Genomic DNA, 22,290 nt, shown 5'->3' on the forward strand with positions numbered 1-22,290 from the left:
TGCGCCCGCTACCAGCGCGGGACCGGCGGAGCGGTCCAGTCGGGGTCCACCTTGCGCATCGCGGCGGCGTCGTCGCGGTCGCGCATGGTGCCGTCGTCGTCGAGCCAGCGGCGGTGCAGCGCGGCCAGGGCCTCGCGGTCGAGTTCGACGCCCAGTCCCGGCCGGTCGGTGACGGGGAGGCGGCCAAGGGTGAAGACGTGCCGCTCGGTGATGACGTCCTCGGTCTGCCAGGGGTAGTGCGAGTCGCAGGCGTAGTCGAGGTTGGGCACGGTGGCGGCGACGTGCGTCATGGCCGCCAGGCTGATGCCCAGGTGGGTGTTGGAGTGCATGGACAGGCCCACCCCGAAGGTGCGGCAGATCGCGGCGAGTTGCTGGGTGTTGCGCAAGCCCCCCCAGTAGTGGTGGTCGGACAGCACCACCTGGACGGCCTTGCGGGTGAACGCCTCCTCGATCTCGGGGAAGGTGGTCACACACATGTTGGTGGCCAGCGGCACCTCGGTGCCCGCCGCCACCCGCGCCATGCGGTCGGTGGTGCTGGCGGGGTCCTCCAGGTACTCCAGGACACCGGCCAGTTCCCGGGCGACGTGCAGTGACGTCTCCACCGACCAGGCCCCATTGGGGTCCAGGCGCAGCGGCCGGCCGGGGAACTCGGCGGCCAGCGCGCGGATCGCGGCGATCTCCTCGTCGGGCGCGAAGACGCCGCCCTTGAGTTTGAAGGACGAGAAGCCGTACGTGTCGGCGAAACGGCGGGCCTGCGCGACGACACCCGCCGGGTCGAGGGCGGCGCCCCAGTCGTCGGCCTCGCCCTGGCCCTGCGGATGGGCGGCGAGGCGGTAGAAGAGGTACGCGCTGTACTCGACGTGGTCGCGGACCTTGCCGCCGAGCAGGGCGTGCACGGGCAGCCCGAGCGCCTTGCCGAGGGCGTCGAGGCAGGCCACCTCGAAGCCGGAGACGACCGACAGGCGCAGCTTGTCGGCGGTCTGCACCCCGCGCAGGCCGCCGACGTCGACGGAGTCCGAGACGCCGTCGGGGACCCCGCAGACCTCGTCCGCGAGGGTGAACAGGCCGTTCACATCGGTGACCTCGTGGCCGGGCAGGGCCTCGGCGAGCGGCCGGGCCAGGTCGAGGTAGCGCGTGTCGCCGTACGTCTCGCCGACCCCGGTGGTGCCGTCGGCGGTCACCACCTCGATGACGAGCCGGGGGGTGTACGGCTGGTGGACGCCCTGGGTGTTGAGGAGCGGGGGGTCGGCGATCAGGATGGGAGTCAGCCGCACCTCGGCCACGGTGAGACCCTTGGCCGCGGTACCCGCACCCGACGTCTGCATATGTGAATGTGATTCACCCATAAGTCCAGAGCGTAGGCGGGGCGGACCACGGCCGTCAATGCGCCCCCGACCCGCGCGCCGACCCGCGCGCCGACGCCGCCGACACGCCCGCGGAGACGGGTGGGCCAGGAACCTGGACGGCATACCGACCAGTCGGTACGATGCGGGGGTGTCCACGCCGGGGCGCCCGTCACATGACGACCGGGACGGGCGGAACGAGCAGAACGGGCACGACGACCGAGCCGGCCGTGACGACCGAGCGGCGGCCGGGCGGCGACCGAGCTGCGACCGAGACGGACGAGGGAGACAGTGACCGCATGAGCGACTCCGACGACCCCCCCGGCCTCGACCTCGGCCGGCTGCGCGCCCACCTGGAGCGGGAACGGCCCGGCCTGGTCGCGGGCGAACTGCGGGCCGAACTGCTGGAGGGCGGCCGCTCGAACCTCACGTACCGCGTCACCGACGGCACCTCGCGCTGGGTGGTCCGCCGCCCTCCGCTCGGCCACGTCCTGGCCACCGCGCACGACATGGCCCGCGAGCACCGGGTGATCAGCGCGCTGGCCCCCACCGCCGTGCCCGTGCCCGGCGCGGTCCTGCTGTGCGAGGACCCCGACGTCCTCGGCGCGCCCTTCTACGTCATGGAGTTCGTGCCCGGCGTGCCGTACCGCACCGAGCGCCAGTTGCGCGGGATCGGCCCCGAGGCGACCCGGCGGGCCGTCCTCACCCTGATCGACACGCTGGTGGACCTGCACGCGGTGGACCCGGACGCGGTGGGGCTCGGGGACTTCGGGCGGCCGCAGGGATTCCTCGACCGCCAACTGCGCCGCTGGGGCAAGCAGCTCGACGCCTCGCGCAGCCGCGAACTGCCGGGCGTCGACGAACTGCACACCGCGCTCGGCCGCGCGCTGCCCGCCCCGCCCGCGGCGACGATCGTGCACGGCGACTACCGGCTGGACAACGTGCTGATGGACGGCACGCGGCTGACGGCCGTCCTGGACTGGGAGATGTCCACCCTCGGCGACCCGCTGACCGACCTGGGGCTGCTGGTGATGTACACCGAGCAGCGCGCCACCGACGGGCTGCCGGCCCCCACCACCGGCGGCGCGCCCGGCCACCCCTCGCCCGCGGAGATCGTCCGGCGGTACGCCGAGCGCTCCGGGCGCGACGTCGCGGCGGTCGACTGGTACACCGCCTTCGCCTACTTCAAGCTCGCCGTGATCCTGGAGGGCATCCACTACCGCTGGACCCTGGGCCGGACCCTCGGCGCCGGCTTCGACCGGATCGGCGAGGTCGTCCCGGTCTTCATCGACCGCGGCCTGCGCACCCTCGACCGGCTCTGAGCCGGAACCGACCCTTGAGGACCGATCACCATGGACTTCGGCTACGACGCCAGGACCGAGGACCTGCGGGCCCGGCTGGCCGCCTTCCTCGACGAGCACGTGTACCCCGCCGAGCCCGTCTTCGCCGAGCAGCGCGAGCGGGCCGCGGGCGACGACCGCTGGACGGCGCCGCCGGTGGTCGAGGAGCTCAAGGCCGAGGCCAGGCGGCAGGGCCTGTGGAACCTCTTCCTGCCGGGCGAGCACGGGGCCGGGCTGACCAACCTCCAGTACGCCCCGCTGGCCGAACTCACCGGCCGCAGCCCGCACCTGGCGCCGCCCGCGCTCAACTGCGCCGCGCCCGACACCGGCAACATGGAGGTGCTCGCCGAGTTCGGCACCCCGGCGCAGCGCGAGCGGTGGCTGGAGCCGCTGCTCGACGGGCGGATCCGGTCGGCGTTCGCGATGACCGAGCCCGACGTCGCCTCCTCCGACGCCTCCAACATCGAGACCCGCATCGAGCGGGACGGCGACTCCTATGTGATCAACGGCCGCAAGTGGTACATCTCCGGCGCGATGTACCCCCGGTGCGCGGTGTTCATCGTGATGGGCAAGACCGACCCCACCGCCGAGCGGCACCGCCGGCAGAGCCAGGTCCTGGTCCCCAGGGACACGCCCGGCCTCGAAGTACGCCGCGGCATGCGGGTGTTCGGCTACGACGACGGTGACCACGGCGGCCACGCCGAGGTCGTCTTCCGCGACGTGCGCGTGCCCGTGGAGAACCTGATCGGCGAGGAGGGCGGGGGCTTCGCCATCGCGCAGGCCCGGCTCGGGCCCGGCCGTATCCACCACTGCATGCGCCTGATCGGCATGGCCGAGCGCGCCCTTGAGCTGATGTGCCGCAGGGCGGTCTCCCGGGTGGCCTTCGGCAAGCCGCTGGCCGAGCAGGGCGTGGTGCGGGAGTGGATCGCCGAGGCCCGTGTGGAGATCGAGCAGTTGCGCCTGCTGGTGCTCAAGACGGCCTGGCTGATGGACACCGTCGGCAACCAGGGCGCGCACACCGAGATCCAGGCCATCAAGATCGCCACTCCGGTCGCCGTCCAGCGGATCGTCGACCGGGCGATCCAGGTCCACGGCGCGGCCGGTGTCGGCCAGGACACCCCGCTGGCGAGCCTGTACGCGGCCGCGCGCACCCTGCGCCTGGCCGACGGCCCGGACGAGGTGCACAAGCTGTCGCTGGCCCGGCGCGAGCTGAAGCGGTACGCCTGAGCGCCGGTGGCGGCGTCCCACGGCCGCCGTCAGGGGATGACGACCACCCGTCCCACGGTCGCCCCGTCGCTCACCCGCCGCACGGCGTCCGCCGCGCCCGTCAGCGGGACCCGCTCGCTGACCAGCGGCTTGACCAGGCCCTCGGCGGCCAGGTGGGTGAGTTCGTCGTGCGCGTGGCGGACGGCGACCGGGTCGTGGGTGGTGTACAGGCCCCAGTGCAGGCCGAGGATCGAGTAGTTCTTGACGAGGGCGTGGTTGAGCGCGGGCGCGGGGACGGTCCCGCCCGCGAAGCCGACCACCACGATGCGGCCCTCGAACCCGACGCACTTGGTGGACTTCGTGTACGCGTCGCCGCCCACGGGGTCGTAGACGACGTTGGCGCCGCGCCCGGAGGTGGCCTCCTTGACGACGGCGACGAAGTCCTCGGCCCGGCGGTCGACCACGATGTCCGCGCCCAGGTCGCGGGCCGTCCTCGCCTTGCCGGGGCCGCCGACGACACCGATGACGGTGGCACCCGCGGCCTTGCCGAGCTGGACGGCGGCGCTGCCGACCCCGCCCGCGGCGGCGTGCACGAGCAGCGTCTCGCCCGGGCGCAGCGCCGCGCGGCGGTGGAGCCCGAACCAGCCGGTCTGGTAGCCGATGTGCAAAGCGGCGGCCTCGGCGTCGTCCAAGGCGGCGGGCGCGGGCAGCACTCCTGCCGCGGGCACGACCGCGTACTCGGCGAACGCCCCTCCCGGCAGGGCGGCCGGGCCGATCACCCGCTCCCCCACGGCCGGCCTCCCGGGGCCCTCCTCCGCGCCCTCACCGAGGGCCACGACCTCGCCGCACAGCTCGACGCCGGGGGTGAAGGGCAGCGGCGGCCTGGTCTGGTACTGGCCGCGGCAGAGCAGCGCGTCGGGGAAGTTGACGCCTGCGGCCAGCACCCGCAGCAGCACCTCCCCGGGACCGGGTGAGGGGTCGGGGACGGTCTCCAGCCGCATCACCGCGCCCGGCTCGCCGTTCTCGTGCACACGCCATGCCTTCACGTACGGACTCCCGGGGGGTCAGGGCCGCCGCACCGAGTGCAGCAGCAGGTCGGAGAACTCGGCGGCGACCCGCTCGGCGGACAGCGGGCCGTCCGCGCGGTACCAGGTGCCCAGGTGGTGCACCGAGCCGAAGAAGAAGTCGACGACGAGGTCGGGGACCAGGTCGGGGCGGAAGACCCCGTCGCGCTGCCCCTCCTCGACGAGTGAGCGGAACATCTCGTGGTAGCGGCGCCGCTCGGCCCGCACGGCCTTCTGCTTCTCCGGGCCGAGCTGGTGCATGGAACGGAAGAAGATCTTGGTGTCGTCCAGGTTCTCGATGCTGGTGACGACGACGTCGGCGGCGGCCTCCGCGAGCCGGTCGCGCACGTCGGCGGGACGGGCGGCGATCGCCTCCAGCCGCTCGGTCTGCAGCCGCAGCACCCGGCCGTAGATCTCGTGCAGCAGGTCGTCCTTGGAGCCGAAGTAGTGGTACAGGGCGCCCTTGGTGACACCGGCCGCCTCGACGATCTCCTGGACGGAGGTGCGGTCGTAGCCGCGTTCGGCGAACAGCCGGGTGGCCTCGGCGAGCAGCCGCTCGGGCACGGCGGCGGCCGCCGCGCCCGTGCCGCCGCGCGCGCCCCTGCTCGTCGTCGCGTTGCGTGCCATGGCCTGCCCCTCTCCTCGTGCCTTCCGGTGCGATGCCTTCCGGTGCGGCGCCCGGAACCGGCGGGCCGGGACCGGGATTCCAGCCGGCGTCGCGACCGGCGTTCCGACCGGCGTTCCGACCGGTAGGGACCCTATCCGGCCCTGGCCTTCAGTTCGCGCCGCGGGATCTCGCCGGTCGCGGTCATGCGCCCTCCTTCGCCGCGGCCTCGGCGCCACGAGGCGCCTCGGTGTCGGCGTCCCGCGGCGCCTCGGTGTCGCGCAGCTCCTCGTACCTCCGCTGGAGCTTGTTCATGCCGCGGAGCCAGCGCTCGGGCTGGGCGGCGCGGGCCTCGTAGTGGTTCGCGACCTCGGGGTGCGGAAGGATCAGGAACCGCTCCTCGGCGATGCCGGCGAGCACCGCCCGCGCGACGTCCTCGGGCTCGATCGCGTTCGGTGCCAGCACCAGGTCGCCCGCGGTCCCGCTGGCCTCCAGCATCGCGGTGCGCACCCCTTGCGGGCACACGGCGTGCACGCGGATGCCGCGGTGCCGGTAGGTGAGCGAGAGCCACTCGGCGAAGGCGAGCGCGCCGTGCTTGGTCACCGAGTACGGGGCCGCGCCGATCATGGTCAGCAGCCCGGCGGCCGAGACGGTGGACACGAAGCGGCCCGAGCCGCGCTCCAGCCACTGCGGGAGCAGCGCGCGGGCGGCGCGGACATGGGCCATCACGTTGACGTCCCAGGCCAGTTCCCAGGCGGCCTCGTCCGCCTCGGGACCGCCGCCGGTGCCGACCCCGGCGTTGGCGCAGAAGACGTCGATGCCGCCGCCGAGCGCCTCGCGCGCGGCGGGCACCACGTCCGAGGCGTCCCCGGCGACGACGGCCGCGCCGATCTCCCGCGCGACCTCGCGGGCGGCGTCGGCGTCGAGGTCGTTGACGGCCACCCGGGCGCCCTCGGCGGCGAACGCGCGGGCGAGCGCGGCGCCGATACCGCCGCCCGCCCCGGTGACGACCACCGCGGCGCCACGCAGCGCTTCCACGGCCACGGGCTGCCTCCTTCGACTCGACGGCGGGTCCTCTCGACGGCGGGTCCTCCGCCTTCCCGCCCGCTCCGGCGGGCGGACCCCCTCGCATACTAAGCGGTCGGTCATCGCGGTGGAAGGGGCGGACCGCGCGCCGCGCCGCGCGCACCGTCCACGCATGTCCGGCGTATCCGGAGCGTATTCACCTTCCCGGGGGATGGACGCGAGAACGACAGGTCGGGATGATGCGGTCAGAGAGGACAAAAGCGGCGGCAGGGACCGCGCGAGGGGGCAGCCATGGCCATGACGGTGACGAGTGTCCAGCCGTACTGGGACCTGACTTTCGACGCGGACGGCGACCCCGATCCCCGCCTGCGCGACGCCCTGCTGTCCTCCGTGCACGAGCGCGCCGACCTGGTGGTCTTCTCGCACGGCTGGAACAACGACCTGTCGACGGCCTGCGAGCTGTACGACCGCTTCTTCGCCCGCTTCCCCGCCCTGCTGCCCGGCCCCGCCGCCCATGGGTTCGGCTACGTGGGCGTGCACTGGCCCTCGATGCGGTTCAGCGACGAGCCGATCCCCGACTTCCCGCACACGGCCCTGGCGGCGCCGGCCACCGGCCGGCCACGGGACCCCGGCCCGGCAGAGCACCCCGGCCAGGCCCTCGACGCCGCGACCCGCGCCGGCCTCGCCCGGGTCTTCCCCGGCCACGACACCCGTATCGAGCGGATCGCCGGCCTGCTGGCCGAGCGCTCCACCGACCCGGCGCGGCTGCGGGAGTTCGCCGCCCTGGTCCGCCAGGTCACCGGCGTGGGGGCGCCGCCTTCGGAGGACGCTTTCGCGCGGGACACCGGGACGCCGCCCGGCGCGCGGTCCGTGCTGGCCGCCGAGGACCCGGTGACGCTGTGCGGGGCGCTGGCGGACGCCCTGGAGCGGGCCGGCGCGCCGGTCGAGCCGGCCGAGCCGGGCCCCGCGCTGCTCGGCGGCATCGGCAAGCGCGTGTGGGGCGGCGCCAAGGAACTGCTGCGCCAGGCCACGTACTACGAGATGAAGCGGCGCGCGGGCGGCGTCGGGCGGTCGGGGCTCGGACCGGTGCTCGGCGAGATCGCGCGCAAGGCCCCGGAGCTGCGGGTCCACCTGGTCGGGCACAGTTTCGGGGCCCGGCTGGTGTCCTTCGCCCTGTCCGGGCTGCCGGACGCGGTCCGGGTGAGCTCGGTGACGCTGCTGCAGGGGGCCTTCTCCCACTACACGTTCAGCGGACCGCTTCCCTTCGACACCCGGGGCGGCGTGCTGCACGGCGTGCGGTCCCGGGTGACCGGGCCGCTGGTGGCCTGCCACTCACGCCACGACCAGGCCCTCGGCGTGCTCTACCCGGTGGCCTCGCGACTGGCCGGCGAGGACCGCTCCCTCCTGGGCCTGGACGGCGAGGACCGTTCCCTCCTCGGCCTGGACGACGAGCGGTGGGGCGCCATCGGGCACGACGGCTTCAAGTCCCTGCCCGGCGCGGCGGCGCTCTCCCTGGCCGACGCGCTGGACGGGCCCTTCCCGCGGACCGGCTGCGTCAGCGTGGACGCCTCCGACGTGGTCTGCCACGGCGGACCGCCCGCGGGCGCGCACAACGACATCTGCCACGAGGAGCTGGCCCGCGTGGTGCTCCTTGCCGCCGGGCACGCCGTCCGCTGAGCCCCCGCCCTCGCACCTCCCGAGCCCCCGCCCTCCCCGGCGCCCCGGCGACCCGCACCCCGTACTCCCCGTGCCCCGCCCGGGACTCCCGGGGACGGTGGCGCGCGAGCGGGCCGGGTCACCGCCGTCGCGGACCCGGCCCGCTCACCCGTCCCACCGCGTGGGCGTCGAAGCCTCAGCGGTGCGACGGGAACTCCACCACCTGCTGGAAGGTCGGCCGGTTCTGCCAGCTGATCCGGTCGTCGGTGACGCCGCCCAGCGGGCGCTGGACGATCGAGTCGGCGCACCACTGGTCGCCGGCCGAGCAGCCGCCGTCGTCCCCGGGGTAGACGGTGGCCGCCGGGGTGGCCGCCGCCTGCTTGAGGGTGGACAGCAGGACGTCCCGGCAGGCCGCGAGCTGCCCGCCGCCGCAGTATTCCTGCGCGAGCGGACCCTGTACGGGGTCGCCGAGCACCCGCCGCAGGTCCTTGTCCGCGTAGGACCACCAGCCGTATTGGAACGAGCTGCCCGCGTGCGCGCCCGTCGGCCCGTGCCCGGCGGACGGCGACTCGTCGATCGTGAGGTCCGCCGTCAGCGCCGTGTACAGGTCGCTGCCGAGGCCCGGCTCGAACTCGCCCTGGATCAGCAGCGGCCACCAGGCGTCCATCACCCGCACCGCGTCCGCGTACGCGTACGTGTGCGACCCGGGTGAGGTCTCGTGGCGCTTGCTGCCCGCCGCGGCCCAGGCCTTCAGCTGCTGCACGGCGGCGGCCTCCTGCGGGTCGGTGACGGTCGCGGTGCCGATGACCCGCAGCAGGTCGGGCAGGAGGTCCTCGCCGCGCAGGTCGGTCAGGGCCGCGTCGGCCATGGCCTTCACCAGGGCGGCCCGGGTCACCCCGCCGGCCTGGACCAGTGCCTTGACCCGGTCGTCGAGCAGGTCCCCGCGGTGCACCGAGCCGTCACCGAAACCGGCCGCCGTGTAGCCCGGCGCCTGCTTGTTGTTCCAGGAGATGTAGTAGTCCTGGTCGACGGACTGCGGGTGCTGGGCCGGCGGGGTGTAGTCGGCGGTGTTGGCCGTGGGGTCCCAGCCCTGCCAGTCGTACTGCGCGCGGGCCCACACCGGGAAGGAGGCGTCCACGCCGGGCGCCCGCACCGGGTTGGTGCCGCTGTTGTAGTAGGCGGTCTGCCGTGAGTCGGCGTAGAACCAGTTGAAGGTGTAGTTGATGTCCTGCGCCGCCCGCTGGAAGGAGGCGGCGTCGTGCACGAAGCCGGGGTCGTTGAGTTCCTGGAAGCCGATGATGGAGTCGGCCTCGTGCCGGTAGGAGCTGCGCAGCTGGGTGTACGCGACCGGTTTGCCGCCGATCGTGGCGCGGTACTCCACCGGTCCGTACGCCGTGCGCCACACCTGCATGCGGTACGAGCCCGCCGGGGTGGAGTCCGCGGTCGTCGGCGTCCAGGAGTTGGTGCGCTCCAGCTTCTCCATCGGCACGCAGGTGCCGTGGAAGAGGTAGTGGGTACTGTCCTGGCACAGCTCGACCGCGTAGGTGTCGGTCACGTCCTGGGAGGCGGACGTGGCGCTCCAGGCGTAGTCCTGGCCGCGGCCCAGCTCCACGTACATCCCCAGGCCCGCGAAGGACGCGCCGCGGGCGCTGATGCCGGGGCCCTGCAGCTCCTGCAGCATCAGCAGCTGCGGGGCGAAGTAGCCGGTCTGCGGGCCGAAGACGGCGACGGGGTGGCCGCTCGCGGTGTGCGCGCCGCTGACCACGAGGGCGTTCGACATGCCCTTGTGGGTGGAGAACAGGTTGGCCGGGAGCAGGCCCGGGCTCTTGGTGACCGCCTGGGTCGCGCCGCCGGTCGCGTCGTACACCAGCGGTTCCGGCACCACCGAGCCGGGGTCGGGCAGTGCCTCGCCCTGGGGGTCGGCGGGCCGGGTCAGGTACGGGAAGCTGCTGCCGTCGTGGACGGTCGAGGCCGCCTCTGGGTCGTCGCGCTCGCGGAAGGACTCCCACACCTTGGTGCCCTCGTCGACCCCGTACTTCTGCTGCGCGGCCAGCAGCGACAGCGCCGACTGCACCTCGCCCCCGCCGCCGGTGCCGAACAGCGCGCCGACCACCGAGGCGAGCGCGATCAGGTCGGTGAGCTTGAACGGCTCGATGGTGCCGGCGTTGGTGATCGGGTCGACGTGGCCGGTCAGGTCGTACTCGCCGGGGAAGTAGCGGCCCGCCTTGGCGGCGGTGATGTAGGCGTTGATCCCGTCGATGTACGACTGCGCGTCCGCGAGCGCCTGCTTGCCGCGGCTGCCGCTGTTGGCCGAGAGCCAGTCGATCTGCGCCTGCAGGTCGTCCTCGGTGTACGGGGCCTGCCGCCAGAACTCCTGTTCAAGGCCGCGGTTGGCGGCCGCGCCGCCGGCGAACGAGGACAGCTCGCCGCGGCCCACGTGCCGGAAGAGATCCATCAGCCACAGCCGGTCCTGGGCCGCGGCGTACCCGGCGCCGAACTCCGTGCCGGAGCGGGTGGTGCCCGCGATGTGCGGCACGCCGGTCTTCTTGTCCCGGGTGATGGTCACGTCCGAGCGCGGGCTGATGACCGAGGCGACCTGGCCGGCGGGCACCCCGAAGGAGGAGCTGTTGAAGAAGTCGCTGATCGTCGTGTCGGTCAGGCCCGGGTAGCCGTCGGCGAGCGAGGCGTACGGGGCGAGCTGGTCCATGGTGTGCGCGGGACGGGTGCCCAGCACCTTGTTGGCCAGGATGTCGGCGAGCGTGGCGTTGCCGTTCTCGCCGGGTGGCAGGATGTCGGCGCACTGCCCGGCGCAGTAGTCGGTCGTCGCGTCCGCGGCCTGCGCGAGTGCGCCCGGCGCCACCGTCATGGCGCCGAGCGCGAGCAGCGCGGCCGCGGCAGCGGCTTTGAGCGTGCCGATCCGTCGTGGGGTCCGCAGCGGCATGTGTGCTCCTTCCGGATACCGGTGGGCGGAGGTTACCGCCGGTAAGTCGGTCCCGGAAGACGAGCGGTGCGTCAAGTCCTGGGCAGCGGGCCCCGTTCCGGACGCTCCCGCGTCCGCCCGCCGGACCCCGCGTCCGCGCCGGGGCGGGTGGGGGCGGCCGCGGGTGCGGGGGCGTCCGTACCGGTGGGCGCGTCGGCACTGCTGAGAGCCGCCGTTCCCGTAAGGGCGTCCGTACCGGTGAGGGCAGCCGCACCCGGGACGGCGTCCGTACCGTTCAGGGCGTCGGCCGTCTCGCGGTCGGCCGGCAGGAACGCCTCCAGCTTCAGCTCGGCGATCGTCACGTCCGCGGCGGTGGCGAACTTCGCGACCGTGGTCATCAGCCGCAGTGTGCCGCGGCGGACCGTCTCCAGTTCCATCGGCACCGTGAAGCCCAGCAGGGCGTCCGCGTCGGGAGCGGAGTCGGGCACGTAGCCGGCGAGTTCGTCGTGGAGAGCGGACAGGCGGTCGTCGGGGTCGCGCCGCAGTTCCTCGCGTACGGCCTCGATGACGTGCCGGGCCCACTGCGGGAAGTTGCGGATCCGCGGGGCGAGGCCGCCCGGATGCAGGGCGAGCCGCAGCAGGTTCATGCCAGGGCCGAGCAGTGCCGGGTCGCAGCCCTCGGTCATGACGGAGAACGCCGCGTTCACGCCGACGACCCCGCCCCAGCGGTCCACGACGATGGCCGGGTAGGGCATGTGGCCGGCCAGGATGTGGCCGAGCGCCTCCAGCGCGGGCGCGAGCGCCGGGTCGGCCAGGTCCCGCTGGGGATGCGCGGGCGCGTAACCGGCGGCCAGCAGGAGGCCGTTGCGCTCCCGGGGCGGCAGCGCGAGGGAGTCGGCGAGGCGGGCGACCAGCGCGCGTCCGGGGGCGGAGCGGCCGTTCTCGATGAAGCTGATGTGCCGCTGGGTGGTGCCCGCGCGCACGGCCAGTTCCAGTTGGCTCAGACGGCGGCGGGTGCGGCTGGCGCGCAGGGCCTGGGCGAAGTCCACGGGACCGTTGTATCCCGGGGCCGCCGCACGCGGCGATTCCCCGCCGGGAATTGCGGGTGCGCGAGCCGGCCGCGCAGGCTCGGCCGCATGACCAACGCATCCGCCCACCCGGGCGCCGCCCCTGCCGACGGCCCGGTCCGTATCGGCGTCTTCGTCCCCACCACCGAGGCCCAGTGGACCGACGCGGCAGGTCCGCGGGAGGTCGTCGGCTTCGGGGTGCGCGCCGAGGGGGCCGGCTTCGACTCGCTGTGGGCCACCGACTCCCTGCTCACCCCGCGGCTGGAGGCGCTGACCGCGCTGGCCGCGCTCGCGCCCGTCACCGAACGCGTGACGCTGGGCACCGCCACGCTGCTGCCCGCGCTGCGGACGCCGGTGACGGCCGCGCAGACCATCGCCTCCGTCGACCTGCTCTCCGGCGGCCGGCTGGTGCTCGGCGTGGGCGCCGGCTTCCCGGGACGCTTCGGCAAGCCGGTGTACGCGATGGCGGGGACCCCCTGGCCGGACAGGTTCGCCCGGCTCGACGAGACGGTCGCGCTGTGGCGGCGGCTGTGGACCGGCCGGGGCCCGGTGTCCTTCCACGGCTCGGTGCTGCGCTTCGACGACATCGCCCCCGCCACCCGCGCCTTCCGTCCGCAGGGCCCGCCGGTGTGGCTGGGCGGCGCGACCCCGGCGGCGCTGGCCCGGGCCGGACGGATCTACGACGGCTGGCTCCCGTACCCGCCGGACCCGGCCGACTACGGTACGGGCCTGGCCGCGATCGGCGCCGCGGCGGCCGAGGCGGGCCGGGCCGACGCGCCCTTCACCCCGGCGCTGTTCGTCAACGTGCTGCTCACCGGCGCGGCCGACGGCGGACGCGCGGCCCTGGACGCGTACGCCAGGCGCACCTACGGGCGGCCGATCGAGGAGATGGAGCGCATTCAGGCCAACGCCGCGGGCACGCCCGAGGTCGTGGCGGAGAAGCTCGGCCGGTACGTCGCCCAGGGGGCCAGGCACCTGATCATGCGCATCGCCGCCCCCGACATCCCGGCGCAGCTCGCCCAGCTCGACGGGCTGGCGCGGCTGCGGCCGGAACTCGACGGCGCCGTGTCAAGGGGACTGGCCGCTACCGGCGGGTAGTGCGAGGATCGCCCCCGCGCGGGCCGCGCCGGAAGGGGATCCGGCCACCGCCCGAAGGCGCGGCAGGCGAAGGGGAGGACGGGTATGGGCGAGCCGCACGACCTGACCGCGGTGGAGCAGGCGGCGGCGATCCGGGCCGGCTCGCTCTCGCCGGTCGAGCTGACCGAGCACTACCTGGACCGGATAGAGCGCCTGGACGGGCGGCTGGGAGCGTTCCTCACGGTCACCCCGGACGTCGCCCGCGAGCAGGCCGCGCGCGCCGAGGCCCGGGCGCTCACGGCCCGCCGCGAGGGGCGCGAACTGCCGCCGCTGCACGGCGTGCCGGTACCGGTCAAGGACCTCACCTTCGTCGCCGGAGTGCGCTGCACGCTCGGCTCCGCCGCCTACGCCGGCCACGTCCCGGACACCGACGACGACGTGGTGACGCTGATGCGCGCGGCCGGAACCATACTGCTGGGCAAGACCAACACCCCCGAGTTCGGCCTGCCCGGGTACACCGAGAACCGGTTGGCGCCGCCCGCCCGCACCCCATGGGACCTGGAGCGCTCGGCGGGCGGTTCGAGCGGAGGCGCCGCCGCCGCGGTGGCCGCGGGACTGGCCCCGCTCGCCCAGGGCAGCGACGGCGGTGGCTCGATACGCATCCCCGCGTCGGTGTGCGGCCTTTTCGGCATCAAGCCGAGCCGGGGCCGGGTCAGCGCCGGTCCGGTGCGGCACGACGTGAGCGGGCTGAGCACGTCGGGGCCGATCGCCCGTACGGTGGCGGACGCGGCGGCCCTGCTCGACGTCCTCGCCGGCCCGGTACCGGGCGCCCCGTACACGGCCCCGTCGCTGCCGCCCGGCGAGACCTTCGCCTCGTACGCCGGCCGGGACCCGGGCCGACTGAGGGTGGCGGCCCTGGCCGACCCGCCGGTGCCGGGCGTGGCGCTTCACCCGGACTGCCGGGCGGCGCACGACGCGGCCGCCGCCCTGCTGCGCGACCTGGGGCACGAGGTCGACGAACTGTCGCTGCCGGTGGACGGCGCGATACGCGAGGCGTTCGGCACGGTGTGGGCGGTGATGTCGACGGCGGACCCGGTGGCGCCGCAGGACGAGGAGCGGCTGATGCCGCTCACCCGGTACTTGCGCGCGGCCGGCCGGGGCGTGTCGGGGCCGGCGTTCGCCGCCGCGCTGCGCACCTTCCGCTCGCTCGGACGCCTCGTCGCGGACGCGCTCCTGTCGTCGTACGACGTGATCCTCACCCCCACGCTGGCCCAGCCCCCGCCGCTCGTCGGCGCCCTGCGCGACGACCGGGACCCGGCGGCCGAATTCGACGCGATGGCGCACTTCACGCCGTACACGCCCCTGCACAACGCGACCGGGCAGCCGGCGGTGAGCGTGCCGTTGTACTGGACGGGGAGCGGGGCGGGGAGTGCCGCCGGGGGTACGGGGACCTCCGGGGGCACGGGAACGGCCGGGGGCACGGGAACGCCCGGGGGTACGGGAACGCCCGGGGCCGGGCTGCCGATAGGGGTGATGCTGGGCGGGCGGTACGGCGACGAGGCGACGCTGATCTCGCTGTCCGCGCAACTGGAGCGGGCGCGGCCGTGGGCCGGGCGGCACCCGGAGGTGTGGCGGGCATGAGGGCGGCGGGCGTCAGGGCGGCGGGCGCGGCGCCGTCACGTCGGCGGGCCCTGGCCCTGTCACGTTGACACGCCCGGTCCCGCCCAACCATGCTGAGCAAGCGCTTGGAAACCCGCGTCGGCACCGGCGTCCCCGCTTCCGCCCCGCCGGCGTCGCACCGTCCCGGCCGCGACACGGCGTCCGCATCCCAGGAAGGCTCCCCATGCCGCAGCAGCCCCGCGTCTTCGCCTCGCCCGACGAACTGCGCGCCGCCGTCGGCGAGCAGCTCGGCCGGACCGAGTGGCTGGAGATCGACCAGAAGCGGATCGACCTGTTCGCGGAGGCGACAGGCGACCACCAGTGGATCCACGTCGACCCGGAGCGCGCGGCGCAGGGGCCGTTCGGCACGACCATCGCGCACGGCTTCCTCACGCTGTCGCTGATCCCGTCGTTCACCCCGCAGCTGCTGCGCGTCGAGGGCGTGACGATGGGTGTGAACTACGGCGTGAACAAGGTGCGCTTCCCGGCCCCGGTCCCGGTGGGCTCGCGGCTGCGCGCCACGGCGGAGCTCGCGGAGGTGACCGAGGTCGGCGGGGGTGTCCAGTTGGTCACGCGGGTGACCGTCGAGCGCGAGGGCGGCGACAAGCCGGTGTGCGTGGCGGAGACGGTCGCGCGGTTCTATTTCTGAGACCTGGCGGGGGCACGGGGCATCGGCGGCTGGAGCGGCTCGGCGCGGGGTAGTTTGCGGCTCGGCGGCTGGAGCGGCTCGGGCACGCGGGGTGTTCGGGCACTCGGGTGCTCGGGCACTCGGGCGGCCGACGGGCGGCGGGGCCCGTCAGCGGCTACCCCGGCGCCCGTACCATCCGCAGGACCAGGTCGGCGTACAGCTCGCCGACCTCGTCGGGCGTCCTGCGGCCGCCGGGGTTGAACCAGCGGGCCACGTCGATGCACAGCGACAGGACCGCGAGCGTGGTGCCGGACACCTCGGGCACGTCGAACTCCCCGTCCCTCACGCCGTCCTTGATGATGGAACGGATCGCGTCCTCGCTCTGCCGGCGCAGGACCACGATCTCGGCGTAGTGGTCGGCGGCGAGCGCCCCCAGTTCGTACTGCACCACGCGGCCGGTGGTGTGGTGCTCGGCGTGCCAGCGCACGAAGCGGCGTACGGCCGTCGCGAGGCGTTCGGCGGCCGGCGCGTCGGCGTCCCGGGCCTCGGACAGCATGGCCAGCGAGCGCAGGTGGCCGACCTTGCTGATCTGGTAGAGCAGCTCTTCCTTGGTCTTGTAGTGGATGTAGAGCGCGGCGGGGCTCATGCCCGCGCGGCCGGCGATGTCCCGGGTGGTCGTGGCGTGGTAGCCCCGCTCCGCGAACGCCTCCACCGCGGCGACCACCAGCCGCCTGGCGGCGTCGGGAGTGATGTCACCCCAGCCCTCGCCGCTTGTGGACGCCTGCGCACTCATCGCTCGCTCCTCCCGCCGGTCCCTGCTCGATGCTCCTGGTCGATCGACAGGCCCACACCTTACCCGGCGGGTGAGCAAGCGCTTAGATACTGAGCGGTAGCTTAGACATATGAACGGATGAGCCGTCCGGACTCCCGCGTACCCGGCACGCGAGCCGGCGGCCGGCCGGTACGCCTCAGAACGCCGACACGCCGGTCAGGGCCCGTCCGATGAGCAGCTTGTGGATCTGGCTGGTGCCTTCGTACAGCGTCATCACCCGCGCGTCGCGCAGCAGCTTGCCCGCCGGGTACTCGTCGATGTAGCCGTACCCGCCGAAGACCTGCAGGGCGTTGTTGGCGCAGCGCACCGCGGCCTCACTGGCGTAGAGCTTGGCGGCCGAGGACTCGGTCGCGAAGGGGAGCCCTCGGTCGATGAGATCGGCGACCCGCCAGGTGAGCAGCCGTGCGGCGTCCACGTCGACGGCGATGTCCGCGAGCATCTCCTGGACGAGTTGGTGGCGGGCGATCGGCGCGCCGAACTGCTCGCGCTGCCCCGCGTACGCCACCGCCGCCTCCAGACACGCCCGCGCGATGCCCACGCAGCCGGCCGCGACCGACATCCGCCCCTTGGCCAGTGCGGACATGGCCACGGAGAAGCCCTTGCCCTCCGGCCCGAGCATCGCGTCCGCCGGCACCCGCACGCCGTCCAGTGCCAGCTCCGCGGTCGCCTGCCCGCGCAAGCCCAGCTTGCCGTGTATTTCCCGGCGGCTCAGACCCGGGCTGTCGGCGGGCACGAGGAAGGCGCTGATCCCTTTGTGGCCCTCGCCACCGGTGCGGGCGAAGAGCAGAACGACATCAGCCCATGTGCCGTTGGTGATGAACATCTTGCTGCCGCTGATGACGTACGAGTCGCCGTCCCGGCGGGCGCGGGTGGTGAGGCTGGCCGCGTCCGAGCCCACGCCGGGCTCCGTGAGGCCGAAACAGCCGACCGCGTCGCCCGAAGTGAGCCGGGGCAGCCAGGTCCGCCTCTGCCGTTCGGTGCCCCAGTGCGCGATCGACTTGGCGACAAGTCCGAGGGAGACCGAGACGATGCCGCGCACCGAGGAGTCGCCGCGGCCGAGCTCCTCGGTCACCAGGCAGTAGGCGAGGTGATCACCGCCCGAGCCGCCGTACTCCTCGCCGATCGTGAGACCGAGGAAGCCGAGGTCGCCCAGCTTCTTCACGACGCCTCGGTCCACACTTTCCGCGCGATCCCAGGCCACGGCGTTCGGGACGATCTCCCGATCGGTGAAGTCCCTGGCCAGCGCCTTGACCGCGGCCTGTTCCTCGGACAGTTCGAGATCCACGGTGTCGTCCAGCCTTCCGGAAGCCGCAATGGGTCCCACGTAAACTATCATCGCTAGTTTTTAGCGGACAGCCTCTACTATGTGCCGCATGGCCCGCCCTCGCAAGCCCTTGCTCAGCCGCGACCGCATCGTGGCCGCCGCGCTCGCGCTCATCGACGACGAGGGGCTCGGTGCCCTGTCCACCCGCCGTCTCGCGGCCGAACTCGGGGTCAGCGGCCCCTCGCTGTACAACCACTTCGCGACCAAGGAGGCGATCCTCGACGCGGTGGCGGACACCGTCGTCTCCCAGGTCGATCTGTCGATGTTCGGCGACGGGCGGGACTGGCGGACCGCTCTCCTGGAGTGGGGCCGCTCCTACCGCGCCGCGCTCACCGACCACCCGCGGATCGTGCCCTACCTCGCCGTCGGCCCGGGGCTTCGGCCGGCCGGCCTGCGCATGGCAGACGCCGTCTTCGGCGGCATGGTGGAGGCGGGCTGGCCCCCGGCCCAGGCAACCCGTATCGGCGCCCTCATGCGCTACTTCGTCACCGGGTCCGCCCTCGGCTCCTTCGCGGCCGGCTTCGTCGGCGACGCCTCGGCCTACGATCCCGCCGACTACCCCCACCTCGGCCAGGCCCACCTGCTCGCCGCCCACCGCCGGCAGGTGGACGAAGGAGCCTTCGAAACCGGCCTGCGCGCGTTGGTGGACGGACTGGCGCAGCAGTACGCCGCGCTGGGCGCGGCTCGGGGCCCGGCGCCGTCGGCCTGAACACACGACGCGCACGCCGTGTCCGGGGGGCGGGTAGGCGCCGAGGGGCGCATCCCGCGGCCGGATCGGGGGGCGTCGGCGGCACGGGCGGAGGCGTGAGCACGGAGGGGCGGCTTCGGAGCGGAATTCGGAGCGGAATTGGAAGGTCGGCGGCGCCTCGGTACTGCCAGGATGACGTCATGTCGACACCGGACTCAGGCACCGACGGCTTCATTCAGGTCAACTACCGCAAGTACGACGGCACCCTGCACTGGAACCTGCGCATGCGTCCCCTCGGCGAGGACGAGCACGGCGTCTGGCTCGGCCTCCCCGCCGACAGCGTGATGCGCAAGGGGCACAGCCCGGCGGTGCCGCTTCCGGAGGCCCACGTCATCCTCTTCCCCCGGGACGCCTGGTGGACGGCGGCCTTCAACGCCGCTCCGCGCAGCACGAAAATCTACTGCGACATCACCACGCCCCCCGCCTGGCCTTCCCCCGGCGAGGTCACCGCCGTCGACCTCGACCTCGACGTCCTCCTCAAGCGCGGCGCCGTCGATCCGATCCTCGTCGACGAGGACGAGTTCGCCGAGCACCAGAAGCTCTACGGCTACTCCGACGACGTCATCGACGCCGCCCGGCGGTCCGCGAACTGGCTCCTGAGCGCGATCGCCGACCGCACCGGCCCCTTCGCCGGAGCACACCGGCCCTGGCTGACCATGGTGGACACGGCCTGAGGCCCGGGCCCGGGGCGCCGCCGACGCCCCATCACCAAGCCAAACCGCACCGCACCATCACCAAGCCAGACCGCACCCACGGCACCATCACCGAAGGGCGCCACGCCACCGCGGTCCCGGGTTCAGAACACCACCAGCGCCCTCCCTCCCCGCCCGGCGGTCATCGCCTCGAAGGCCGCCGGGATCTCTTCCAGGCCGATCCGGTCGGTGACCATGCCGGACAGGTCGAGCCGCCCGGCCCGCACATGCCCGGCCAACTCCGGCAGGTCGCGGGCGGGATCGCAGTTGCCGTAGACGCAGCCCGACAGCGTGCGGGCGAAGTAGAACAGCTCCAGCGCGGAGAAGGTGACCTCCTGCTCCTGTCCGCCGATGCCCACCACGGTCGTCCGCCCGCCGCGCCGGGTGGCCGACCACGCGGCGCGGATCGTGTCGGCACGGCCCACGCACTCCACGGCCGCGTCGGTGCCGTGCCCGCCGGTGAGCCCGCGTATCCGCTTGGCCGTGTCGGCGCCCGAGACGACGAAGTCCGTGGCGCCGGCCGCCCGGGCCAACTCCTCCTTGGCCGGTGACACGTCCACCGCGACGATCTGCCCGGCGCCCGCGATCCGCGCGGACTGCAGCACCGCCAGCCCCACCCCGCCGACCCCGAACACCGCGACCGTTTCCCCCTCCAGAATCCGGGCGCTGTGCCGCACCGCGCCGTACCCCGTGAGCACGGCACAGCCGAGCAGTGCCGCGTCGGTCAGCGGCACCCCGGCCGGCAGCGGCAGCACCGCGCCGGCAGCCACTACCGTCTCCTCGGCGAAGGCGGCCGTGCCCAGACCCGGGTACAAGGCGCTGCCGTCACCGGCCAGGGTCGCGTACGGCCGCTGCGCCGCTGCTCCCGCGTTCGCGCACAGCCACGGTTCGTCCAGCCCGCAGAAGTGGCACGCACCGCAGGCCGGCGCCCAGTTGAGCACCACCTCGTCGCCGGGCGCCACATGCCCTACCCCCTCGCCGACGGCGACCACCGTTCCCGCCCCCTCGTGCCCCAGCACCGCGGGCGCCGGCTGCCGCAACGTCCCGTTGGACAGCGACAGGTCGGAATGGCACACCCCCGCCGCCGCCAGCCGCACCCTCACCTGCCCGGGCCCGGGCTCGGGCAGGTCGATGTCGGTCACGACGAGCGGGGCTTTCACTTCGGGCAGTACAGCGGCGCGGACCACGGCATCTCCTGAGCGGCTGGCGGTGAACGGTGAGCGGTGAGTGTGGAGGTGAAGGTGGGAGGCGGAGGTGAGAGGTGAAGGTGGGAGGCGGACGCGGGAGGCGGAGGTTGGAGGTGAAGGTGGAAGTGGAAGTGGGGGCAGTGGTGAAGTCGATTCGTCTGCTTGTCGTTCGGCTGTTGGCCCACCGCCCGGACGGCGAACGGCTGCCCAGGCCCGTGCGGCTCCGTCAGGGTGCGCCCGGTTCCACCGGGGTGCCCGGGCCGGTGCCGGGCGGCATCGGCCCGGGCACACCCTGATACGACCAGGCGCTCCGGCTGCGAACCGTCCGGGCCACCCCCGGCCGTCCGGGCAACCTCCGGCCGTCCGGGCGGCTCAGGCGGCTCAGGCGGCTCAGGCGGCTCAGAACTGCAGCGACTTGGTCTGCAGATACTCCGCGAGTCCGTGGACGCCCAGCTCGCGGCCCACGCCCGACTGCTTGTAGCCGCCGAAAGGTGCCAGCGGATTGAACCGCCCCCCGTTGATGTCCACCTGGCCGGTGTCCATACGGCGGGCGAAAGCGACCGCCGTCTCCTCGTCGGGGGCCCAGACCGCGCCCGCGAGCCCGTACACGGTGCCGTTGGCTATGCGCAGGGCGTCCTGCTCGTCCTGATAGCGCATCAGGACCACGACCGGGCCGAAGATCTCCTCTTGGGCGACGGTCATCTCGGGGGTGACGTCGGCGAGCACCGTGGGGCGTACGTAGTACCCGGTGGGTAGCCCCTCAGGCATCTCGGGCCCGCCGGCCGCCACGCGGGCGCCCTCCTCCATGCCGCGACGGATGTAGCCGAGCACCCGCTCCCGCTGTCCGGCGTTCACCAGGGGCCCGATCCGCTCGCCGGGGACGTACTTGGCGGTGGCCGCCACCGCAAGGTCCACCGCTTCGTCGTAGCGTTCCGCGTCCACCAGGATCCGGGTCCAGGCGCTGCACGTCTGCCCCGAGTTGGCGAACACGTTCGCCACTCCGACATTGACCGCCCTGGCCAGATCGGCGCCGGGCAGGACGACGTTCGCCGACTTGCCGCCGAGTTCGAGCGCCACCCGCTTGACGGCGGACCCGGCGATGCTCCCGATGAGGCGGCCCACCGCGGTGGAACCCGTGAAGGACACCAGATCGACCCCGGGGTGTTCGGCCAGCGCCTGCCCCGCTACCGTTCCGAGCCCGGTCACCATGTTGAACACTCCCTCGGGCAGTCCCGCTTCGTGCAGGAGCTCCGCGAACAGCTGGGCGACCAGCGGGGTGTCCTCGGCCGGCTTGAGGACGACCGTGCAGCCCGCCGCGAGCGCGGGAGCGACCTTGGCGACGACCTGGTGCAGCGGGTAGTTCCAGGGGGTGATCGCGCCGACCACGCCCACCGGCTCCTGGAAGACCCGCGAGTTTCCGGCCCGCTCCTCGAAGGCGTATTCGGCGACGAGGGCGGCGTAGGAGCCCATGACGGCGACGGGGAGGTCGGTGTGGACGGCCGTGGCGAAGGCGAGCGGCGCGCCCAGCTCGGTCGAAACGGTGGCGGCGATCTGCTTCCGGCGGGCAACCATCAGGTCGCGGGCCGCGGCGAGCACCGCGGCCCGGTCGGACGGCGCGGTGGCCGCCCACCCGGGCAGGGCGGCGCGGGCCGCGCGTACCGCGTCGTCCACGTCCAGAGCCGTGCCGGCCGGTACCCGGCCGACGACCCGCTCGGTTGCCGGGTCGAGCACGTCGATCCGCTCTGTGCCCCGCGCGGGGCGCCATCGTCCGCCGATGTACATGGCGTCACGCGCCCGGTGCGCGCGCACCGTGCCTTCCGCCGTCGTGCCTGTCATGCCGTCCACCCCACTGCCCTCCGGAGTCGCCGCTCTGTGTCCTGTTCCCCAAACTAGCGCCGATAGTTTTATGGAACCAGC

At 73.9% G+C, this 22,290-nt stretch carries 18 protein-coding genes; 8 read left to right on the forward strand and 10 right to left on the reverse strand.

Features of this window, described 5'->3' with window-relative positions:
- Positions 1-8 precede the first annotated feature (8 nt).
- A complete protein-coding gene (locus K7G61_RS07085; protein WP_225845794.1) occupies positions 9-1,325 on the reverse strand; it encodes a glucarate dehydratase family protein in 1,317 nt (438 codons plus the stop codon).
- Positions 1,326-1,642: 317 nt separating this feature from the next.
- On the opposite strand from K7G61_RS07085, the gene K7G61_RS07090 reads away from it, so the two are divergent.
- Both K7G61_RS07090 and K7G61_RS07095 read left to right on the forward strand, forming a co-directional pair.
- A complete protein-coding gene (locus tag K7G61_RS07090) occupies positions 1,643-2,665 on the forward strand; it encodes a phosphotransferase family protein (protein ID WP_225845795.1) in 1,023 nt (340 codons plus the stop codon).
- Between the two features lie 30 nt (positions 2,666-2,695).
- Positions 2,696-3,910 (forward strand): acyl-CoA dehydrogenase family protein, encoded by a 1,215-nt coding sequence (locus K7G61_RS07095; protein ID WP_225845796.1) that lies wholly within the window; start codon positions 2,696-2,698, stop codon positions 3,908-3,910.
- 29 nt (positions 3,911-3,939) lie between these two features.
- On the opposite strand, the gene K7G61_RS07100 is transcribed toward K7G61_RS07095, so the two are convergent.
- From K7G61_RS07100 to K7G61_RS07110, 3 genes are all read right to left on the reverse strand, one after another.
- Complete coding sequence (locus K7G61_RS07100; RefSeq protein WP_225845797.1) at positions 3,940-4,935, reverse strand: NADPH:quinone oxidoreductase family protein; 996 nt, start codon at positions 4,933-4,935, stop codon at positions 3,940-3,942.
- A gap of 18 nt (positions 4,936-4,953) precedes the next feature.
- Positions 4,954-5,580, reverse strand: a complete 627-nt coding sequence (locus K7G61_RS07105; protein WP_225845798.1) for a TetR/AcrR family transcriptional regulator — start codon at positions 5,578-5,580, stop codon at positions 4,954-4,956.
- A gap of 181 nt (positions 5,581-5,761) precedes the next feature.
- Complete coding sequence (locus K7G61_RS07110) at positions 5,762-6,595, reverse strand: SDR family oxidoreductase (RefSeq protein ID WP_225845886.1); 834 nt, start codon at positions 6,593-6,595, stop codon at positions 5,762-5,764.
- Positions 6,596-6,874: 279 nt separating this feature from the next.
- On the opposite strand from K7G61_RS07110, the gene K7G61_RS07115 reads away from it, so the two are divergent.
- Positions 6,875-8,260, forward strand: a complete 1,386-nt coding sequence (locus K7G61_RS07115; RefSeq protein ID WP_225845799.1) for a serine-threonine protein kinase — start codon at positions 6,875-6,877, stop codon at positions 8,258-8,260.
- A gap of 175 nt (positions 8,261-8,435) precedes the next feature.
- Here the strand turns inward: K7G61_RS07115 and K7G61_RS07120 are convergent, their stop codons facing one another.
- Both K7G61_RS07120 and K7G61_RS07125 read right to left on the reverse strand, forming a co-directional pair.
- Positions 8,436-11,180, reverse strand: coding sequence for a penicillin acylase family protein (locus K7G61_RS07120; protein WP_225845800.1), 2,745 nt, complete (start codon positions 11,178-11,180; stop codon positions 8,436-8,438).
- Between the two features lie 71 nt (positions 11,181-11,251).
- The gene (locus K7G61_RS07125; RefSeq protein WP_308190596.1) at positions 11,252-12,208 is read right to left on the reverse strand and encodes a helix-turn-helix transcriptional regulator; all 957 of its coding nucleotides are present in this window, start codon (positions 12,206-12,208) and stop codon (positions 11,252-11,254) included.
- A gap of 87 nt (positions 12,209-12,295) precedes the next feature.
- Between K7G61_RS07125 and K7G61_RS07130 the strand changes: the two genes are divergently transcribed.
- The 3 genes from K7G61_RS07130 to K7G61_RS07140 all read left to right on the forward strand — a co-directional run bounded on the left by K7G61_RS07130 (position 12,296) and on the right by K7G61_RS07140 (position 15,611).
- Positions 12,296-13,324: an LLM class flavin-dependent oxidoreductase gene (locus tag K7G61_RS07130; RefSeq protein ID WP_225845801.1), complete on the forward strand. Its 1,029-nt coding sequence runs from the start codon at positions 12,296-12,298 to the stop codon at positions 13,322-13,324.
- Between the two features lie 84 nt (positions 13,325-13,408).
- On the forward strand, positions 13,409-14,944 hold the full coding sequence (locus tag K7G61_RS07135; protein ID WP_225845802.1) for an amidase: 1,536 nt from the start codon (positions 13,409-13,411) through the stop codon (positions 14,942-14,944).
- Positions 14,945-15,146: 202 nt separating this feature from the next.
- On the forward strand, positions 15,147-15,611 hold the full coding sequence (locus tag K7G61_RS07140) for a MaoC family dehydratase (RefSeq protein ID WP_225845803.1): 465 nt from the start codon (positions 15,147-15,149) through the stop codon (positions 15,609-15,611).
- A gap of 154 nt (positions 15,612-15,765) precedes the next feature.
- Here K7G61_RS07140 and K7G61_RS07145 read toward each other — a convergent pair whose 3' ends face one another.
- Complete coding sequence (locus K7G61_RS07145; RefSeq protein ID WP_225845804.1) at positions 15,766-16,383, reverse strand: TetR/AcrR family transcriptional regulator; 618 nt, start codon at positions 16,381-16,383, stop codon at positions 15,766-15,768.
- Positions 16,384-16,558: 175 nt separating this feature from the next.
- Positions 16,559-17,707, reverse strand: coding sequence for an acyl-CoA dehydrogenase family protein (locus K7G61_RS07150; RefSeq protein ID WP_225845887.1), 1,149 nt, complete (start codon positions 17,705-17,707; stop codon positions 16,559-16,561).
- A 79-nt stretch (positions 17,708-17,786) separates the two neighbouring features.
- Between K7G61_RS07150 and K7G61_RS07155 the strand changes: the two genes are divergently transcribed.
- Positions 17,787-18,455 (forward strand): TetR/AcrR family transcriptional regulator, encoded by a 669-nt coding sequence (locus K7G61_RS07155; protein ID WP_225845805.1) that lies wholly within the window; start codon positions 17,787-17,789, stop codon positions 18,453-18,455.
- A 179-nt stretch (positions 18,456-18,634) separates the two neighbouring features.
- Entirely contained in the window at positions 18,635-19,168 is a 534-nt protein-coding gene (locus tag K7G61_RS07160) for a DUF402 domain-containing protein (RefSeq protein ID WP_225845806.1), read from the forward strand.
- 122 nt (positions 19,169-19,290) lie between these two features.
- Here the strand turns inward: K7G61_RS07160 and K7G61_RS07165 are convergent, their stop codons facing one another.
- Both K7G61_RS07165 and K7G61_RS07170 read right to left on the reverse strand, forming a co-directional pair.
- Entirely contained in the window at positions 19,291-20,373 is a 1,083-nt protein-coding gene (locus K7G61_RS07165; protein ID WP_225845807.1) for a zinc-binding dehydrogenase, read from the reverse strand.
- Positions 20,374-20,772: 399 nt separating this feature from the next.
- Complete coding sequence (locus K7G61_RS07170) at positions 20,773-22,209, reverse strand: aldehyde dehydrogenase family protein (RefSeq protein WP_225845808.1); 1,437 nt, start codon at positions 22,207-22,209, stop codon at positions 20,773-20,775.
- Positions 22,210-22,290 lie beyond the last annotated feature (81 nt).

Source organism: Streptomyces sp. HPF1205, assembly GCF_020400825.1.
Taxonomy (GTDB): domain Bacteria; phylum Actinomycetota; class Actinomycetes; order Streptomycetales; family Streptomycetaceae; genus Actinacidiphila.

Bases quoted from the DNA above. Each gene is read 5' to 3' on its own strand.
- K7G61_RS07085 (WP_225845794.1), bottom strand. From the start codon at position 1,325: ATGCAGACGTCGGGTGCGGGTACCGCGGCCAAGGGTCTCACCGTGGCC.
- K7G61_RS07090 (WP_225845795.1), top strand. From the start codon at position 1,643: ATGAGCGACTCCGACGACCCCCCCGGCCTCGACCTCGGCCGGCTGCGC.
- K7G61_RS07095 (WP_225845796.1), top strand. From the start codon at position 2,696: ATGGACTTCGGCTACGACGCCAGGACCGAGGACCTGCGGGCCCGGCTG.
- K7G61_RS07105 (WP_225845798.1), bottom strand. From the start codon at position 5,580: ATGGCACGCAACGCGACGACGAGCAGGGGCGCGCGCGGCGGCACGGGC.
- K7G61_RS07115 (WP_225845799.1), top strand. From the start codon at position 6,875: ATGGCCATGACGGTGACGAGTGTCCAGCCGTACTGGGACCTGACTTTC.
- K7G61_RS07120 (WP_225845800.1), bottom strand. From the start codon at position 11,180: ATGCCGCTGCGGACCCCACGACGGATCGGCACGCTCAAAGCCGCTGCC.
- K7G61_RS07130 (WP_225845801.1), top strand. From the start codon at position 12,296: ATGACCAACGCATCCGCCCACCCGGGCGCCGCCCCTGCCGACGGCCCG.
- K7G61_RS07135 (WP_225845802.1), top strand. From the start codon at position 13,409: ATGGGCGAGCCGCACGACCTGACCGCGGTGGAGCAGGCGGCGGCGATC.
- K7G61_RS07140 (WP_225845803.1), top strand. From the start codon at position 15,147: ATGCCGCAGCAGCCCCGCGTCTTCGCCTCGCCCGACGAACTGCGCGCC.
- K7G61_RS07145 (WP_225845804.1), bottom strand. From the start codon at position 16,383: ATGAGTGCGCAGGCGTCCACAAGCGGCGAGGGCTGGGGTGACATCACT.
- K7G61_RS07155 (WP_225845805.1), top strand. From the start codon at position 17,787: ATGTGCCGCATGGCCCGCCCTCGCAAGCCCTTGCTCAGCCGCGACCGC.
- K7G61_RS07160 (WP_225845806.1), top strand. From the start codon at position 18,635: ATGTCGACACCGGACTCAGGCACCGACGGCTTCATTCAGGTCAACTAC.
- K7G61_RS07170 (WP_225845808.1), bottom strand. From the start codon at position 22,209: ATGACAGGCACGACGGCGGAAGGCACGGTGCGCGCGCACCGGGCGCGT.